The 16,853-nt window shown below is 59.3% G+C and carries 15 protein-coding genes; 10 read left to right on the top strand and 5 right to left on the bottom strand.

Going from position 1 to position 16,853, the window contains the following annotated elements:
* Positions 1-2 precede the first annotated feature (2 nt).
* The 4 genes from hflC (at position 3) to cfaB (ending at position 5,495) form a co-directional block, all read left to right on the top strand.
* Positions 3-1,034: a protease modulator HflC gene (gene hflC / locus B3I26_RS21550; RefSeq protein ID WP_296260654.1), complete on the top strand. Its 1,032-nt coding sequence runs from the start codon at positions 3-5 to the stop codon at positions 1,032-1,034.
* Complete coding sequence (hflK, locus tag B3I26_RS21555; RefSeq protein WP_296260655.1) at positions 1,031-2,098, top strand: protease modulator HflK; 1,068 nt, start codon at positions 1,031-1,033, stop codon at positions 2,096-2,098. The genes hflC and hflK overlap by 4 nt, the downstream gene beginning before the upstream one ends.
* A complete protein-coding gene (locus B3I26_RS21560) occupies positions 2,095-4,032 on the top strand; it encodes a cation-translocating P-type ATPase (protein WP_296260658.1) in 1,938 nt (645 codons plus the stop codon). The genes hflK and B3I26_RS21560 overlap by 4 nt, the downstream gene beginning before the upstream one ends.
* A 278-nt stretch (positions 4,033-4,310) precedes the next feature.
* Positions 4,311-5,495 (top strand): C17 cyclopropane fatty acid synthase CfaB, encoded by a 1,185-nt coding sequence (gene cfaB / locus B3I26_RS21565; protein WP_296260661.1) that lies wholly within the window; start codon positions 4,311-4,313, stop codon positions 5,493-5,495.
* A 113-nt stretch (positions 5,496-5,608) separates the two neighbouring features.
* Here cfaB and cls read toward each other — a convergent pair whose 3' ends face one another.
* The gene (gene cls, locus B3I26_RS21570) at positions 5,609-7,048 is read right to left on the bottom strand and encodes a cardiolipin synthase (protein WP_296260663.1); all 1,440 of its coding nucleotides are present in this window, start codon (positions 7,046-7,048) and stop codon (positions 5,609-5,611) included.
* A 188-nt stretch (positions 7,049-7,236) separates the two neighbouring features.
* Between cls and B3I26_RS21575 the strand changes: the two genes are divergently transcribed.
* From B3I26_RS21575 to zigA, 3 genes are all read left to right on the top strand, one after another.
* Complete coding sequence (locus B3I26_RS21575; RefSeq protein WP_296260664.1) at positions 7,237-7,758, top strand: DUF3617 domain-containing protein; 522 nt, start codon at positions 7,237-7,239, stop codon at positions 7,756-7,758.
* A 252-nt stretch (positions 7,759-8,010) separates the two neighbouring features.
* Positions 8,011-9,255, top strand: coding sequence for an N-acetylmuramoyl-L-alanine amidase (locus B3I26_RS21580; protein WP_296260666.1), 1,245 nt, complete (start codon positions 8,011-8,013; stop codon positions 9,253-9,255).
* 248 nt (positions 9,256-9,503) lie between these two features.
* Positions 9,504-10,706, top strand: a complete 1,203-nt coding sequence (zigA, locus tag B3I26_RS21585; protein ID WP_296260668.1) for a zinc metallochaperone GTPase ZigA — start codon at positions 9,504-9,506, stop codon at positions 10,704-10,706.
* Positions 10,707-10,822: 116 nt separating this feature from the next.
* Here zigA and B3I26_RS21590 read toward each other — a convergent pair whose 3' ends face one another.
* A complete protein-coding gene (locus tag B3I26_RS21590) occupies positions 10,823-11,194 on the bottom strand; it encodes an NADH:ubiquinone oxidoreductase (RefSeq protein ID WP_296260669.1) in 372 nt (123 codons plus the stop codon).
* 52 nt (positions 11,195-11,246) lie between these two features.
* Between B3I26_RS21590 and B3I26_RS21595 the strand changes: the two genes are divergently transcribed.
* The gene (locus tag B3I26_RS21595; protein WP_296260671.1) at positions 11,247-12,209 is read left to right on the top strand and encodes a CobW family GTP-binding protein; all 963 of its coding nucleotides are present in this window, start codon (positions 11,247-11,249) and stop codon (positions 12,207-12,209) included.
* Positions 12,210-12,229: 20 nt separating this feature from the next.
* On the opposite strand, the gene B3I26_RS21600 is transcribed toward B3I26_RS21595, so the two are convergent.
* The gene (locus tag B3I26_RS21600; RefSeq protein WP_296260672.1) at positions 12,230-12,622 is read right to left on the bottom strand and encodes a DUF3301 domain-containing protein; all 393 of its coding nucleotides are present in this window, start codon (positions 12,620-12,622) and stop codon (positions 12,230-12,232) included.
* A 134-nt stretch (positions 12,623-12,756) separates the two neighbouring features.
* On the opposite strand from B3I26_RS21600, the gene pdxY reads away from it, so the two are divergent.
* Entirely contained in the window at positions 12,757-13,629 is an 873-nt protein-coding gene (gene pdxY, locus B3I26_RS21605) for a pyridoxal kinase PdxY (protein ID WP_296260673.1), read from the top strand.
* A 117-nt stretch (positions 13,630-13,746) separates the two neighbouring features.
* On the opposite strand, the gene B3I26_RS21610 is transcribed toward pdxY, so the two are convergent.
* Positions 13,747-14,232 carry an acyl-CoA thioesterase gene (locus B3I26_RS21610; protein WP_296260674.1) on the bottom strand — a complete coding sequence of 162 codons (486 nt, stop codon included), beginning with the start codon at positions 14,230-14,232 and terminating at the stop codon, positions 13,747-13,749.
* A 303-nt stretch (positions 14,233-14,535) separates the two neighbouring features.
* On the opposite strand from B3I26_RS21610, the gene B3I26_RS21615 reads away from it, so the two are divergent.
* Complete coding sequence (locus B3I26_RS21615; protein WP_296260675.1) at positions 14,536-16,299, top strand: cation:proton antiporter; 1,764 nt, start codon at positions 14,536-14,538, stop codon at positions 16,297-16,299.
* Between the two features lie 29 nt (positions 16,300-16,328).
* On the opposite strand, the gene B3I26_RS21620 is transcribed toward B3I26_RS21615, so the two are convergent.
* Positions 16,329-16,736: an SMI1/KNR4 family protein gene (locus tag B3I26_RS21620; RefSeq protein WP_296260677.1), complete on the bottom strand. Its 408-nt coding sequence runs from the start codon at positions 16,734-16,736 to the stop codon at positions 16,329-16,331.
* Between the last annotated feature and the right edge of the window lie 117 nt (positions 16,737-16,853).

Consider the following 16,853-nt stretch of genomic DNA (forward strand, 5'->3'; position numbering starts at 1 on the left):
ACTTGAATCTGTTTCATAACCACGATCATCACGACCATGCAGGTCACGACCACGGTGGTCATCACCACCACCACGGCGAAGCATCAGGCCCGGTGGGTTTCCCGTGGCGACGCGCTGCACTGGCGGCTGTCCTCATCGCGTTTGCAGTGGCTGCGGCAAGCCTGGTGCAGGTGCGCTCCGGTGAGGCGACGGTCATTACCCGCTTTGGCAATCCTGCCCGCGTGTTGCTCGACCCCGGCCTGAGCTGGCGCTGGCCCGCGCCGTTCGAAGCGGCCATTCCGGTCGACCTGCGCCTGCGCACCACCTCCAGCGGCTTGCAGGACGTCGGTACGCGCGATGGTCTGCGCATTATCGTTCAGGCCTATGTGGCCTGGCAGGTGCAGGGCGATCCCGACAACGTGAAGCGCTTCATGCGTGCCGTGCAGAATCAGCCCGATGAAGCCGCGCGGCAGATTCGCACGTTCGTCGGTTCCGCGCTGGAAACCACGGCTGCCAGTTTCGACCTTTCGAGCCTGATCAACACCGACGCCAATCAAGTGCGCATTGCCGACTTCGAGAGCCAGCTGCGCCAGCAAATCGATAAGCAATTGCTGACCACTTATGGCGTACGCGTCCTGCAAGTGGGTGTAGAGCGTCTAACGTTGCCCTCGGTCACGCTCAACGCGACGGTCGACCGGATGCGTGCCGAGCGTGAAACCATCGCCACGGAACGAACGGCCATCGGCAAGCGCGAGGCGGCGCAGATTCGGTCTGCGGCCGAGCGCGACGCGCGCATCGTGGAGGCGGATGCCACGGTGAAAGCCGCCGACATCGAAGCGCAGTCCCGCGTAGAGGCCGCACTGATCTACGGCCGGGCCTACGCCAGCTCGCCACAGCTGTACAACCTGCTGCGCTCGCTGGATACGTTGGGCACTGTCGTCGGCCCGACCACCAAGCTGATTCTGCGCACCGACGCCGCCCCGTTCCGCGTGCTGGTTGACGGTCCGCCCCTGCTGGATGGCAGGCAGGACGGCAAGCCTGGAACGCAGCCATGAGCGAGCGAGACTCGACTTCCGTCGATCGCCCAGCGGTCAACAGCCCTTGGCTGCAGGCCAGCCGCCTGGCGTTCGTTGGACTGTACGTGGTGACGTTGCTGGCCGCGCTTGGCTGGGCGGTGTCCAACGTGCGGCAGATCGATCCGCAGAACCGCGCCGTGGTGTTTCGTTTCGGCGAACTGGATCGCGTACAGAATGCCGGATTGTTGCTGGCCTGGCCGCAACCCTTCGAACAGGTCGTGCTGCTGCCTTCGGCGGATCGCGTGATCGAACGTCACGTGGAAACGCTGCTGCGCTCGCCGACTGCACTTGCGGCTGACAAGGTCACCAGCTTCGCCACCCCGATGAGCGACGCTTTGGCGGGATCGGGTTTTCTGCTGACCGGCGACGCTGGCGTCGTACAACTGGATGTGACGGCGTATTACAAAGTAAGCGACCCTCGCGAATTTGTGTTGCAAGGCGAGCATGTGCTGCCGGCGCTGGATCGCCTGGTCAACCGCAGTGCAGTCAGCCTCACGGCGGCGCGGGACCTGGACACCATTCTCGTCGCACGCCCTGAGCTGGTTGGCTCCGACAGCCAATCGGCCGAGCGCCGCGAACGACTGCGTGGTGATCTGGTGCAGGGCATCAACCAGCGCCTCGACGACCTGACGGCCACGGGCGTGGGGCTCGGCGTCGAAGTGGTGCGGGTTGATGTGCAGTCGAGTCTGCCTGGCGCCGCAGTCAACGCCTTCAACGCGGTCCTGACCGCCAGCCAGCAGGCAGATCAGGCCGTGGCCAACGCGCGGACCGATGCCGAAAAGCAAAACCAGAGCGCCAATCAACAGGCCGATCGTACGCTGCAAGTCGCCCATGCGCAGGCCTCTGAGCGATTGGCCAAGGCGCAGACTGATACGGCTGCGGTGACCGGGCTGACGCAATCGATTCAGAACAGAAGCGATCCGGGTCTGCTGCTGCGCCTTTATCGCGAGCGCGTGCCAGGCATCCTCCAGCAGGCCGGATCCGTGACGACGGTCGATCCCCATGACGATTCACGCCTGATCATTCAGGGAGCCGATAAATGAGTGGCGACACCGCACACATCCATGACCACGGCGATGCTCCGGTGCCCGGCAGCATGCTGAGCAGCACCGAGCAACGCAGCGCTGCACGGCAGTTGACGCTAGCGATGCTGGCGTTGGGGCTGCTTGCGCTGGGGCTGGTCTGGCGTTTCCTTGCGCCTGAGCAGGTGGGCGTCAGCCAGCTACTGTTGGGTGCCGCGTCTTTGCTGGTGGCGATTCCGGTGGTCAGCGCCGGCTGGCACAGCTTGCGCTACCCAAGCCTGCACGGCATTACCGATCAACTGATCGCGCTGGCAATGCTCGGCGCCTGGGCCACGGGTGATCTGATGACCGCCGCCTTGCTGCCGATCATCATGATCTTTGGCCACGTGCTGGAAGAACGCAGCGTCATCGGCTCTCAGGAAGCGATTCAGGCCCTCGGCAAGCTCACCCGCAGCCACGCACGACTGATTGCCGCCGACGGCTCGATTCGGGAAGTGGATAACGGCGCTCTGGTGGCGGGGGATCTTGTCGAAGTCCGCGCTGGTGACCGAGTGCCTGCCGACGGTCTGGTGATCTCGGGTCAAGCCAGCCTCGACACCGCGCCGATCACTGGCGAGTCGGTGCCGCTGGAGGCCCGTGCAGGCATGGAAGTGTTTGGCGGTGCGATCAATCTCGACGGCTTGCTGCGCCTGGAAGTGACACGTATTGGCAACGAATCGACGCTGGGCAAGGTCATTGCGCTGATGCAAAGCGCCGAACGCTCCAAGCCGCCCATCACGCGGTTGCTCGAGCGCTACGCTGGCAGCTACATGGTGTTGGTGTTGCTGATCGCAGCGGTTACCTGGTTCATCACCAACAATGCGCAGGCGATGCTGGCGGTGCTGGTCGCAGCCTGCCCCTGTGCGCTGGTACTGTCGGCGCCTGCCACGGCGATTGCCGGGATCGCCGTGGCTGCGCGACACGGCATCCTGATTCGCAGTTCGGCGTTCCTCGAAGAACTGGCCGATCTGACTTCGCTGGTGGTGGACAAGACCGGCACTCTGACTTTCGGTAGCCTTCGCCTGCAGTCGATACAGGCAGTGGCTGCGAAGGACGATGAGATAATCGCGCTGGCCGCAAGTCTTGGTTCGGCCAGCAGCCACCCGGTCAGTCGCGCGCTGGCCGGGCTGGTAGAGAAGGATCATCTGCTGGCGCTCGAAGACATTCGCGAGCGTCAGGGCCTGGGTGTGGTCGCGCAGACGGCACGTGGCGAAGCGGCGTTGGGTCGCCCCGAGCTATTCACGCAACTGGGCATCGACACCTCGCCGGTGCCCAACCACGACGGCCCGATCGCCGGGCTGGCGGTGGACGGCGTGTTCCTCGCTTGGCTGCTGCTCGCTGACAGCCTCAAGCCAGAGGCGCGCCAAGCGCTGGACGAACTGCGAGACTTGGGCCTGGGCCGTCAACTGCTGTTGACCGGCGACCGTCAGAGCGTGGCCGACAGCTTGGGGCGGGAGGTCGGCATTAGTGACATTCATGCGCAAGCCTTGCCTGAAGACAAACTCAATCGGGTGATGGACGAGATCGATAAGGGCTTCCGACCCATGGTCGTGGGCGACGGCATCAACGACTCCCTCGCGCTGAAAGCAGGGGTAGTTGGCGTCGCCATGGGGGCGGGCGGGGCAGACATTGCACTGGCCTCTGCCGACATTGTGCTCATCGGCAGCGACCTGCGGCGCCTGGGCACTTGCGTGCGCTTGAGTCGTCAATGCCGCTCCACGCTGCAGGTCAACGTAATCATTGGCCTGGGCTGGACGCTGGCAATTGTGGCCCTTGCAGCATTCGGCGTGCTGGGCGTTGCGGGCGCCATGATCGCCGCCATCCTGCACAATCTCAGCACGCTCCTGGTGCTGGGTAATGCGGGGCGTTTGTTGCGATTCCATGAGCCGATCGGAAAATTTCACAATCCATCGTAAGCCTTTGAATCCGGCGCCTCCCGTGGAAGCACCGGATTAAAGGCTCGCGCTAAGTATAAAAATTCGCTTGAGCTTTGAAGCACTCTGTAACAAATTACAGTGAGTCATGAAGAGGGTGATCCATCACAGGCTTCACATTGGCTCGATCCTGGGCGCAAGGAAGTACCCGGTAGTAGGTTCGTCGTCGTCATTCACAAAAGCCGATAGCCTGACGGTTCCTTAGTGGAGCCGGTTTTGGACTACCCTTTTCCGTGTTTCTGGATCAGGGGGTTTTCTCAATGCTCGCGCAACTTCCACCGGCGTTACAGAAGCTTCACTTACCACTGCGGCTCAAGCTTTGGGATGGCAATGAAGTCGAGCTGGGGGCTGACCCCAGCGTCACGATTGTCGTCAAGGACCCCTCGCTGGTGTCCGATTTCACTCACCCAAGCCTCGACTTGCTGGGCAGCGCGTTCGTCGAAGGCCGCCTGGAGCTTGAAGGCTCGATCAGCGAAGTCATGCGCGTCTGCGACGAGCTGACGGCGGCCCTGGTGGATGAGGATGATGACGTGGTCCCGGTCCGCACCGAACATGACAAGGAAACCGACGCCAAATCGGTTTCCTACCACTACGACCTTTCAAACGACTTCTATCAGCTGTGGCTGGACAAGGAGATGGTCTATTCCTGCGCGTATTTCAAGACCGGCGAGGAGACGCTTGAGCAGGCGCAGCACGACAAGTTCGACCATCTGTGTCGCAAGCTGCGGCTCAAGCCCGGCGAGTACTTGCTCGATGTCGGATGTGGGTGGGGCGGTCTGGCCCGCTTTGCCGCGCGCGAGTATGGCGTAAAAGTGTTTGGTATTACCTTGAGCCGCGAGCAACTGGCGCTGGCGCGAGAACGGGTTAAAGCCGAAGGCCTGGAAGAGCGGGTGGAACTGCAGTTGCTCGATTATCGCGACTTGCCCCAGGACGGCCGCTTCGACAAGATCGTGAGCGTTGGCATGTTCGAGCATGTCGGTCACGCCAACCTTGAGCTTTACGGCAAATGCCTGTTTGGCGCGGTGAAGGAGGGCGGGCTGGTAATGAATCATGGCATCACGGCCAAGCACACCGACGGGCGTCCCGTGGGTCGGGGCGCTGGCGATTTCATCGACCGCTACGTCTTTCCCAATGGTGAGCTGCCGCATCTGGCGATGATTAGCGGATTCATCAGCGAGGCCGGCCTGGAAGTCGTCGACGTGGAAAGCCTGCGGTTGCATTACGCCAAGACCCTCGATCACTGGAGCGCGCGGCTGGAAGAAAAACTGGACGTGGCAGCGGCGATGGTCCCGGACCAGGCACTGCGCATTTTCCGCCTGTATTTGGCAGGCTGTGCTTACGCGTTTTCCAAGGGCTGGATCAACCTGCATCAGATTCTGGCGGTCAAGCCGTATGCCGACGGCGGCCATGATCTGCCGCTGACACGGGATGATGTGTACGCATAGTTGCGCACGCGATGGACTGTGAGAGCGAGTTCATCGGCGATTGAAACAGACAGCCGACCCATCACGGTCGGCTGTCTGCGCTTTCGCAGTCGTTGGAGTGATGTGCTTACAGATCACAAAATCGGTGAGATCAACCGTGCGACGCGCATGCCTAATTGCTGCAAATGAGGCGTCTCCTTGCTTTCATCGATGCTGATCTCATGCGCCTGCGCGAAATCATCGCTGAGCATCGCCTCGACCTGGCTTGCAAAATCTTCATCCACTGTCAGCAGCATTAATTCGAAATTCAACCGGAACGAGCGGTTATCCAGGTTGGCGCTGCCAATGGCTGAAATCTCGTTGTCCACTAACACCACCTTTTGGTGCAGGAAGCCTGGCGTGTAGCGAAAAATGCGTACACCGGCGCGCACCGCTTCGAAGGCGAACAGATTGGACGCTGCGTACACCGTGTAATGGTCCGGGCGTGAAGGCAGTAGCAACCGCACGTCGACCCCTCGCAACACCGCCAGGCGCAGCGCTGCAGACACCGGTTCATCGGGAATGAAGTACGGCGTGGTAATCCACACACGCTCCTTCGCTGCATGAATCGCTTCGACGAAGAACAGCGAGCACGTCTCTTGGGAGTCGGCTGGCCCGCTGGCCAGCAACTGACACAGCACGCCGTCCTCCGGGTAGCTCTCCGGCAAAATCAAGGGTGGCAGCTCGCGGGTTGCCCAGAACCAGTCCTCTGCAAACGATTCCTGCAAACAGGCAACCACCGGCCCGACAATCGCAACATGCGTATCCCGCCAAGGCGCCAAGGGCGGTTTGAGCCCCAGGTATTCGTCACCTACGTTATGCCCTCCCACAAAACCTGTGACGCCATCTACCACCACGATCTTGCGGTGGTTACGGAAGTTGACCTGAAAGCGGTTGAGCCAACTGCCGCGGGTGGCGAAGGCCTTTATCTGGACGCCGCCTGCGCGCAACTTTTCGATGTACCGGGCGGGCAGCGAGTGACTGCCAATCTGATCGTACAGCACAAAAACCTCGACGCCTTCGGCCGCTTTTTCCAACAACAGCGATTGCAACCGGCGTCCAAGGTCATCGTCATGAATGATGAAAAACTGGACGAACACCACCTTCTTCGCCGCACTGATGGCCTTGAAAATCGCCGTGAACGTGGCGTCGCCATTGATCAACAACTTCACTTCGTTATTGGCCAGGCATGGCATCCTTCCGAGCTTGGGCATGGCGCGCAGGGATTCATAGGCGTCCGAGCGACGTGCTGCTACCGCTTCTTCGATCCAGGGTTTCCAGTTGAAATCCGCGATGGCATTGCGCATTTCACTGTTGGCCTGGCGGCGCGCCTTCACGTAAGCGTCGAACGTACTGCGACCAAAAATCAGATAGGGAATGAGGGTGATGTACGGGATGAAAATCAGCGGCATCGCCCATGCGATTGAGCCCTGTGCAGTGCGCACGGTCAGCAACGCATGAATCGCTGCTACGATGCCGAGCAAGTGGGTGAAGCCAATCAAATAGCCGAAGAAATACGGGCTGTGGTAATCCATGCGCAACCTTGTGCTAGAGGCATATTGATGTCTAACAGACCACAGCGCGCGAGGATTGTCGCTATTTTCTTACAGCTGCAACTGGTGATGGGATTGATCGTCTAATCGTCATCGTCTGGCTGCCGGGGTTCAACGGTGAGCTAGCAGACCGCAATCAAACTGCTCAAGAGCAAAAGGAAATCAGATTCATGAAAAAGCGTGTATTGGCGTTGATGGTTTGTCTGGCCGCGCCGTTCGCGCAGGCCCAGGTGCTACAGCCGGGATTATGGGAGCTGACTTCAAACAACATGCAGGTCGACGGTCAGCAGATGCCGGACATGCAAGTCATGCTCGCACAGCTGCAAATGATGGCGCCGCAACAGCGCGCGGCCATGGAACAAATGTTGGCAAAACAAGGAATTACCTTGGGTGGGCAGGGGGTCCGGGTTTGTCTGACCCCCGAGCAAGTGAAGAATGAGCAGATCCCTCTCACTGATCCCAAGACCGGTTGCACTCAGCAAATCACGGAGCGCAACGGCGCGACCTGGAAGTTTAAGTTTAGCTGCCCTCGTGCACAGGGTACGGGCACCGCCCAGTTTCTCAGCGATCGCGCCTTTAATACTCATGTCATTGGCTCGTTCAACGCCACCGGCCAGCAGCAGAACGGGAGCATGGATACCAAAGCCGTGTGGCTAGGGCAGGAATGTGGAGCAGTCAAACCTCGTACTTGATCTCTACTACTCGTCATGATGCCTCGCGCGCCGGGGCGCTATCGATGTTCAGCCAAACTGAAAGATGATGTTCCACGTGGAACATCATCTTGTTTCACATCAATTTACTGCCCTTACTCGTTGTTTTAAGTCGGAAAAGCACGTCCTTTCCTATCAAAAGCTTCATCTTCGCGCTTCGATGTGCATGTTATATTGTTACTAACAATGTCATGTCTGTCTGAGCCAGGATGCTCACTTTTATTGGACCGTGTCATGCACCGACGTCAAATGCTGCTCAACATGCTTTTGGCCAGCGCCGCCTTCGCGCTTCCTTTCTCAGTCAATGCCACTCAAATTCGTAACGCACGGCTTTGGCGTTCCGAAAATAAGCTGCGTTTGGTGTTCGACCTAAGCGGGCCGGTGCAGTACAAGACCTTCACCCTGAGTGCGCCTGAACGCATCATTATCGATGTCAGCGGTGCGCGGCTGGAAGGTAATTTCACTCAGCTGGCGCTGGAAAACACACCGATCAAGACCATTCGCTCCGGGCACTTTGGGCAGGGCGATACGCGCATCGTTCTGGACCTCGCATCACCTGTGCAGCTCAACAGTTTCCTCCTCGGCCCGGAAGGTGCGCAGGGCAATCGTCTCGTGCTGGACCTAGGGCACGACGTGGCGCCTCACATGCCCGTGCAACTGGCTTCGGCACCTGGTGCTCCGGTGAAAGAGCCGCCCGCACCCGTGCTGGCGAAAACTCGCTTCAAGCGCGACATCATGGTCGTGGTGGATGCAGGCCATGGCGGCAAGGACCCCGGCGCGATTGGTTCCAAGGGCGAGCGCGAGAAAGACGTTGTGCTGTCCATTGCGCAATTGCTGGCCAAGCGGCTCAAGCGCGAGAAAGGCTTCGATGTGCGTCTGGTGCGTAACGACGACTTTTTCGTGCCGCTGCGCAAACGCGTCGATATCGCCCGCAAGTGCAACGCCGACATGTTTATTTCGGTTCATGCCGATGCTGCGCCAAGGCTGACGGCGTCTGGCGCTTCAGTGTTTGCATTGTCGGAAAACGGTGCGACGTCGGCGACGGCCCGTTTCATGGCCCAGCGTGAAAACGGCGCTGACCTGATCGGCGCGACCAGCTTGCTCAATCTCAAGGACAAGGATCCGATGCTGGCGGGGGTTATTCTCGACATGTCGATGAACGCAACGATCGCGGCGAGTCTGCAACTGGGCCACACCGTCCTCGGCAGTCTGGAGGGCATTACCACCTTGCATCAGAAGCGTGTAGAACAGGCTGGGTTCGCAGTGCTCAAATCGCCGGATGTGCCGTCGATCCTGGTCGAGACGGGTTTTATCTCCAACACCCGAGACAGCCAGCGTCTGGTTACAGCGCGGCATCAGCAAGCCGTGGCGGACGGGCTGTTCGACGGAATGAAGCAGTATTTTGAGCGTAATCCGCCAGCGGGATCGTTCATTGCCTGGCGGCAGGAGCAGAAGGCGGCAGAGCAGGAGCGGGTATAGCCGAACCTCTGGGAGACGCTATAGCGTTCGCGTGGGCATCGATGCACGCCAGCAGTGTTGCGCTTCGCACGCAACGTGCTTGATCCAGTCCGGGAGACGGCGGGGCAGCGATACCTGTGCACTGGGAGCACCAACAGCGTCCCTGCAAGTATTCACATCATCGAGCGAACCTTATAAAAGTGTTAGCAGGTATGCATTGTTATAATATAACGTACATAGCACCTGAATCTGCCGCTTGATGAGACCCCATGAATCGACTTCCCGTTACTGTGCTGTCCGGCTTTCTCGGCGCCGGTAAAAGCACGTTGCTCAACCATGTGTTGCGTAACCGCGAAAATCTGCGTGTCGCTGTCATCGTCAACGACATGAGTGAAATCAACATCGATGCAAGCCAAGTACAGCGCGACGTCAGCCTCAACCGTGCTGAAGAAAGGCTCATCGAAATGAGCAACGGCTGCATCTGCTGCACCCTGCGCGAAGATTTGCTCGAAGAGGTCAGTCGCCTGGCTAACGACGGCCGCTTCGATTACCTCTTGATCGAATCCACCGGTATTTCCGAACCATTGCCGATTGCCGAGACCTTCACCTTTCGCGACGAAGCAGGGCAGAGTCTGGCCGATATTGCGCGCCTGGACACCATGGTCACCGTGGTCGACGGGCTTAATTTTCTTCAGGACTATCAGGCTGCCGAGAGTCTGGACAGCCGTGGCCAAACGCTGGGGGAAGAGGACGAGCGCACCATCACCGACCTGTTGATCGAGCAGGTCGAGTTTGCCGACGTCATCCTCATCAGCAAGATCGATCTGATTGGCAGCAGCGAACGCCTGGAGTTGATGGCGATTCTCAAAAGGCTTAACAGCCAGGCCGAGATTCTGCCGATGGTGATGGGCACCGTGCCGCTGGGCAAGATTCTCGATACCGGCCGTTTCGACTTCGAGCGCGCGGCTCAAGCGCCCGGTTGGTTGAAGGAACTGCGCGGCGAACACACCCCGGAAACCGAGGAGTACGGCATTGCGTCGACGGCCTATCGCGCCCGCCGACCTTTCCATCCGCAACGCTTCTTCGACTTCATTAACCGGCCTTGGACCAATGGAAAGCTGCTGCGCTCCAAGGGCTTTTTCTGGCTGGCGAGCAAGCATCAGGACGCCGGCAGTTGGTCCCAGGCAGGAGGTCTGATTCGGCATGGGTTTGCCGGACGCTGGTGGCATTTCGTGCCCAAGGCGCAGTGGCCGCAGGATGAAGAAAGCACTCAGGCGATCATGCGCAGCTGGCTCGCACAGACCGGCGACTGCCGGCAGGAGTTGGTGTTCATCGGCCAGAACATCGACTTCGCGAGACTGACAGCCGATCTGGATGATTGCCTGCTGACGGATGGAGAGATGGCGCTTGGGGTCGAGGGGTGGAGCCAGATGCACGACCCGTTTGGCGACTGGCACGGTGAGGTGGCGTAGTACCAACGACGTTCTACCGTGGGGGCGAATTCATTGGCGAACCTTCAGGCAATGCAGGCCTGTTGCCTGTACATAATGAATTCGCTTGCACGAGTTTGGCGCTCAGGCAGCCGGAGTCACTGCGCCTTCCACACGCCTTTGCTCTGCTGTTCGCAGAAGGGTTTGAGAAACGCGGCGTCGCTGGCCACGCCGTAATAGTGAATGTTCTGCCGATAGGGCATATTGGCGACTTGTGCGTTGCCGCATTGGCCAAACGACCCTGCAGGGCATTGATCCATGTAGGTCACTTCGACCTTCTGGTCCTTGAGCTGAGGTTGGCAGAAGCCGTCGTGGAACAAGTCGGGCGGGATCGTGAGATTTTCCTGACAGACCTTCACGTCGAGGCGCTCAGCGTGGCTCTGGACGACGCAGGACTCAGCCCACGCCTGACCTGCCGTTGCGGCCAACAGCACCAACGCCAGCCGCGCGGGTACCCAGATTGCTCGCATTGTTACCTCCGTCTGCGCTCGTTTCGGGAGCGACGTTCAAGAATGGCCGGACATGCTGCAGAACATTCCCACCCATGTCATTGCTGGCCCTTTGGGTGCTGGCAAGACCAGCCTGATCAAACACCTGTTGACGCAGAAACCCGCGAGCGAACGTTGGGCGATTCTGATCAATGAATTCGGCCTGATCGGTCTGGACGCGGCGTTGCTCACCACAGCCGCCGATGGTATCGCACTTGGCGAAGTGGCCGGCGGCTGCCTGTGCTGCGTCAACGGCGCGCCATTCCAGATCGGACTGGGGCGTCTATTGCGCAAGGCCCGGCCCGATCGCCTGTTCATCGAACCCTCGGGTCTCGGCCACCCGGTGCAACTGTTGGCACAATTGCGAGAGGCGCCATGGATTGGCGTGCTTGCGGTTCAGCCCAGCGTTGTCGTGCTCGACGCCCGAGCGCTGGCGGCTGGCAAGGCGCTGTCAAAGACCCAGCAGGAAGCGACCGCTGAAGCGGGTTTGCTGGTGCTTAATAAATCCTCGGAGCTGGATCAGGCGCAGCGCCAGGCGCTCATTGAGAGGTTTGCTTCTCGAGTCCTGCACTGGACTGATGCAGGTGCATTGATGCTGGATCAGCTCCCCGGCATCGATACGCATGGCTCAGAGGCCGTGGATAACTTCGTCGCGCCGAAAACGTTGGCTGAACTGCCGCCGGTCTGGGTTGATCCGTCAAAGCCGCTCTGCCTGAGCCAGGGTCAACTTGAAGGCTGGAGCATCGGATGGCGCTGGCACCCGGATCAGGTATTTGATGTGCAGAAAATCCGCGATTGGCTGCAAGGTCTGGACTGGCGCCGGGCCAAGCTGGTTATCCACAGCCAAACAGGCTGGCTGTCGGGGAATGCGCTGGATAGCGGCGAAATCGTTTGGAAAGGTAGTGAATGGCGCAAGGATTCGCGTTTGGAGCTGATCTTCACCCAGCCTCAAGACCAGGCACGGCTGAACGCACAGCTTGCGATGTGCGTCGCTTAGAGCGGCTTAGCTACAGCCGGTCACTGCTTCCACTTGTTGTGCTCCTGGCGCCATTCGCTGAGCTGGATAATTTCCGCACTCGGCTTGGGATTCTTGATCTCGAACGGATAGGGCGCCAGTTCGATCTGCGCCGTGTGAGCGCCGAACATCGTGATGGTGCCGGGATGACGCTGTTCGCCCGTAACGGTAAATTCGAAGTTGTAGACACGCGCCAGTCGCTTGCGCCCTTGGCCGTCGCGTTTGAATGTGATCCGCCGCAAGGCGACATTGCCATCGAGCAATTCGATATCAAGTTTGGCGCAGTGCTGTTTGACGCGTTCCAGCGCCCTTTCGCGCAAACCATGGGAGTGCCACAGCCAGGCGGCGGCGGTCGCCAGCAGCATCAGGACGAATATATTGCCCAGGGTCAGCATCGAAAGAGAGCTCCAACAGAAGATGTCCAGCTTAACTGCGTGAGGTCGCCGACAGCCATAGCCCGGTCATTTAATTTCGCTTCACTTCGTCCGGCTTCGCCACTACTGTGCTTTCCCGGCTTCAGGAACCTGTCATGAAACGTTCGCCTCATTTACTCGCAATCCAGTCCCACGTGGTTTTCGGGCACGCTGGCAACAGTGCAGCCGTGTTCCCTATGCAGCGTATCGGCATCAATGTCTGGCCGCTGAATACCGTTCAGTTCTCAAATCACACTCAGTATGGCCACTGGTCGGGAGAAGTACTGGCGCCCCAGCAAATTCCGGCGCTGGTCGAGGGGATTGCGGCGATTGGTGAACTGGGCAATTGCGATGCAGTGCTGTCGGGTTATCTGGGCAGCGCGGCGCAGGGGCGGGCGATTTTAACGGCGGTTGCGCAGATCAAGCGCGCCAACCCACGCGCGCTGTATTTGTGCGACCCGGTGATGGGGCATCCGGAAAAGGGCTGCATCGTGCCGCAGGAGGTTAGCGATTTTCTGTTGGAAGAGGCGGCAGCCGTGGCGGACTTCCTGTGCCCCAATCAGCTGGAGCTGGACAGCTTCTCGGGACGCAAACCGAGCTCGCTGCTCGACTGTCTGGCGATGGCCCGCGCGCTGCTGGCTCGCGGGCCCAAGGCGATCATCGTCAAGCATCTGGACTACCCGGGAAAACCTGCCGAGGGCTTCGAAATGCTCCTGGTGACCGAGCATGAAAGCTGGCATCTGCGCCGACCGCTGTTGGTCTTTCCACGTCAGCCGGTAGGCGTAGGCGATCTGACGTCCGGATTGTTCCTGTCTAAGGTTTTGCTGGGCGAGGATCTGCGCAGCGCTTTCGAGTTTACGGCCTCGGCGGTGCATGAGGTGCTGCTCGAAACCCAGGCGCGCGGCAGTTACGAGCTTGAGCTGGTCAGGGCGCAGGACCGGATTGCCCACCCGCGGGTGAAGTTCGAGGCGGTGCGGCTGGACGTTTGAGGCGCCCGTGCCGCTTATAGCAGCTCGGTTGCCGGCAATAGCGGTGTGGAGATCGCTACCGCCGGCATGCCATGCTGCTAGGCTTGGATTCACTCACATTAGCCCAAAGCCTCTCGATCACGCGCCGTCTTCGCGAATTTCGCGATAGCGTTTTTCCAACTCCTGACGAATCTGGCGACGTTGCTGTGCCTGCACATACCTGCGCTTGCCTTCGCTGCTTTCCGGGCTCAATGGTGGCACGCTGGCCGGTTTGCGCTGATCGTCTACCGCCACCATGGTGAAGAAGCAGCTGTTGGTGTGGCGTACCGAGCGCTCGCGGATGTTCTCGGTCACCACCTTGATGCCGACCTCCATTGACGTGTTGCCGGTGTAATTCACCGACGCAAGGAAGGTCACCAGTTCGCCGACATGGATGGGCTCGCGGAAAATCACTTGGTCCACCGACAACGTCACCACATAGCGACCGGCATAACGGCTAGCACAGGCGTAAGCGACTTCATCAAGGTATTTAAGAAGCGTGCCGCCGTGCACGTTGCCAGAAAAGTTGGCCATGTCCGGGGTCATCAATACAGTCATCGACAGCTGGGCGTTTCCGGGTTCCATAGCGTGCTCACGGTCTGTTAAGTCAATGGGCACCTCGGGCGGGTGCTTGAAAAAATCGGGCATTCAAAACAACGATATCGGGACGCTTGCAGGAGGACTGCCGTCACGCCTGACCGCGATCTGTTTCCATATATTGCACCGGCTTTATCTGCATTTGTGCGGTGTTAACCTGCGAAAACCCTTGGATGGGGTATTTCCTGCGTTCCGCTAAGAATTTTCCGGCTCAGTTGGCGATTCTTCCCACGATATCCGGTTCTCTTCAGCATGAACGCGCATCGTCGAGTCGCCACAAGGAGCCGCGCCATGCATGCCATCGGTTTCATTCAGGATCTGGCAGTCATCATGCTGGTGGCCGGCGTGGTGACCGTACTGTTCCACCGCCTCAAGCAACCTGTGGTACTTGGCTACATCGCCGCCGGATTCATCATCGGACCGCACACTCCGCCCTTCGGCCTGATCCATGACGCAGACACCATCAAGATTCTCGCTGAGTTGGGCGTGATCTTCCTGATGTTTTGCCTGGGACTGGAGTTCAGCCTGCGCAAGCTGTTCAAGGTCGGCGCCACCGCCTTTATCGCGGCGTTTCTGGAAATCATGCTGATGACCTGGATCGGCTATGAAACCGGTCTGCTCTTCGGTTGGAGCACGATGGACTCGCTGTTCCTTGGCGCGATTCTGGCGATTTCTTCCACCACCATCATCGTCAAGGCACTCAACGACCTGAAGATGAAGAACCAGCGCTTCGCCCAGCTGATCTTCGGCGTGCTGATCGTCGAAGACATCCTCGGGATCGGCATTATTGCGCTGCTGTCCGGCATTGCGGTCAGCGGCACGGTGAGCTCCGGCGAGGTGTTTTCCACGGTGGGCAAGCTGTCACTGTTCATGATCGTTGCGTTGGTGATCGGTATTTTGCTGGTGCCTCGCCTGCTGGCCTACGTAGCGAAGTTCGAAAGCAACGAGATGCTGCTGATTACCGTACTTGGCCTGTGCTTCGGCTTCTGCCTCTTGGTGGTCAAGCTGGAGTACAGCATGGTGCTGGGCGCATTTTTGATTGGTGCAATCATGGCCGAGTCCAGGCAACTGGCAAAGATCGAGCAACTGATCGAGCCTGTTCGCGACATGTTCAGTGCGATTTTTTTCGTCGCCATCGGCTTGTTGATCGACCCGTGGATTCTGCTCGATTACGCATGGCCCATTGCTGTGATCACGGTGGCGGTAGTGCTGGGCAAGATGTTTTCCTGTGGCGTTGGGGCGTTTATCGCAGGCAACGATGGCAGGACTTCGCTGCGAGTGGGCATGGGGCTGTCCCAGATAGGGGAGTTTTCTTTCATCATCGCGGCGCTCGGAATGACGCTGCAGGTCACCAGCGACTTTCTCTATCCGGTCGCTGTCGCGGTGTCGGCAATCACTACGCTGCTGACGCCCTATTTGATTCGCGCGGCTGATCCGCTGTCCCACTCGCTTGCGAAGGTTGTGCCCGCGCGCATGGCTCATGTTTTCGGTTTGTATGGGGAGTGGCTGCGCAGCATTCAGCCCCAAGGGCAGGGCGCATTGCTGGCGTCTTTAATCCGCAGGATCCTGCTACAGGTTGGCGTCAATCTGGCATTGGTGGTGGCGATTTTCTTCTGCGGCGCTTATTTCGCCGAACGCATTGGCGAATATTTCAACGAGTGGATTACCGAGGTGAGTCAGCAGAAAGCATGGGTCTGGGGCGCGTCGCTGCTGCTGTCGCTGCCTTTTTTGATCGCTGCCTATCGCAAGCTCAAGGCGTTATCCATGCTGCTGGCGCAGATGAGCGTCAAGCCGGAAATGGCTGGCTGGCATACCGAACGCGTAAGACGAGTGATCGCCGAAGTGATCCCGTTATTGGCGCTGATGGTGATTTTCCTGCTCATCGCGCTGCTATCGGCCAGCATGTTGCCGGCCAGCGAATGGCTGCTGCTGATCTTGTTGCTCGCGGCGGGGGTGGCTGCAGTATTATGGCGTTGGTTCATCCGCGTACACACACGTATGCAGATCGCGCTGCTGGAGACGCTGGAGAACCATCAGGAGCCTTCGGAGCATTGATCGCGAAGGCTCGCTGACGCGCGGATGTCTCAGCTTTCCAGCCAGACGTCCCGCGCCCAGTGCCAGACCGATTCCCAGCTATCTTCGGTGACGAGTTCTTCTTCGCCGGACCACAGCACCACGGTGCCGTCTTCCTCGACGCAGTAGTAATCCTCGCCGTCCTGGCAGATCGGGATCAGCTCACGGGGCACGCCGATGTCCCATGCCGTCGCTGCCACTTCCGGCAGATAGGTATGCGATTGCGGGTCGGTAACGGTCACCGGCTCCAGGCTGCCGTAGACCACGTCGCTGACTGTCAGCAGAAATTCCTTGAAGACGAACGGAATGTTGATGAACAGCTGCTCTTCGATTTCGACAAGCTGGTCTTCGTCCGGCAGTTCAAGCGGGACGGGAACGGGCTCATTGGCTTCACGGAGTTGTTCGATGACTTCTTCCACGACGTGGATCCTCTAACGATTTGCGCGGTTTATACAGTAGTTCAAGAGATCACCAAAATTAACTACATGGCTCAAAAAACAAAACCCCGGAACGCGTCCGGGGTTTTGACTGAATAA

The organism is Pseudomonas sp. UBA5706 (assembly GCF_002419965.1).
GTDB lineage: Bacteria > Pseudomonadota > Gammaproteobacteria > Pseudomonadales > Pseudomonadaceae > Aquipseudomonas.

Coding starts and splice junctions, on each gene's coding strand:
- hflK (WP_296260655.1), top strand. CDS start 1,031: ATGAGCGAGCGAGACTCGACTTCCGTCGATCGCCCAGCGGTCAACAGC.
- B3I26_RS21560 (WP_296260658.1), top strand. CDS start 2,095: ATGAGTGGCGACACCGCACACATCCATGACCACGGCGATGCTCCGGTG.
- cfaB (WP_296260661.1), top strand. CDS start 4,311: ATGCTCGCGCAACTTCCACCGGCGTTACAGAAGCTTCACTTACCACTG.
- cls (WP_296260663.1), bottom strand. CDS start 7,048: ATGGATTACCACAGCCCGTATTTCTTCGGCTATTTGATTGGCTTCACC.
- B3I26_RS21575 (WP_296260664.1), top strand. CDS start 7,237: ATGAAAAAGCGTGTATTGGCGTTGATGGTTTGTCTGGCCGCGCCGTTC.
- B3I26_RS21580 (WP_296260666.1), top strand. CDS start 8,011: ATGCACCGACGTCAAATGCTGCTCAACATGCTTTTGGCCAGCGCCGCC.
- zigA (WP_296260668.1), top strand. CDS start 9,504: ATGAATCGACTTCCCGTTACTGTGCTGTCCGGCTTTCTCGGCGCCGGT.
- B3I26_RS21590 (WP_296260669.1), bottom strand. CDS start 11,194: ATGCGAGCAATCTGGGTACCCGCGCGGCTGGCGTTGGTGCTGTTGGCC.
- B3I26_RS21595 (WP_296260671.1), top strand. CDS start 11,247: ATGCTGCAGAACATTCCCACCCATGTCATTGCTGGCCCTTTGGGTGCT.
- B3I26_RS21600 (WP_296260672.1), bottom strand. CDS start 12,622: ATGCTGACCCTGGGCAATATATTCGTCCTGATGCTGCTGGCGACCGCC.
- pdxY (WP_296260673.1), top strand. CDS start 12,757: ATGAAACGTTCGCCTCATTTACTCGCAATCCAGTCCCACGTGGTTTTC.
- B3I26_RS21610 (WP_296260674.1), bottom strand. CDS start 14,232: ATGGAACCCGGAAACGCCCAGCTGTCGATGACTGTATTGATGACCCCG.
- B3I26_RS21615 (WP_296260675.1), top strand. CDS start 14,536: ATGCATGCCATCGGTTTCATTCAGGATCTGGCAGTCATCATGCTGGTG.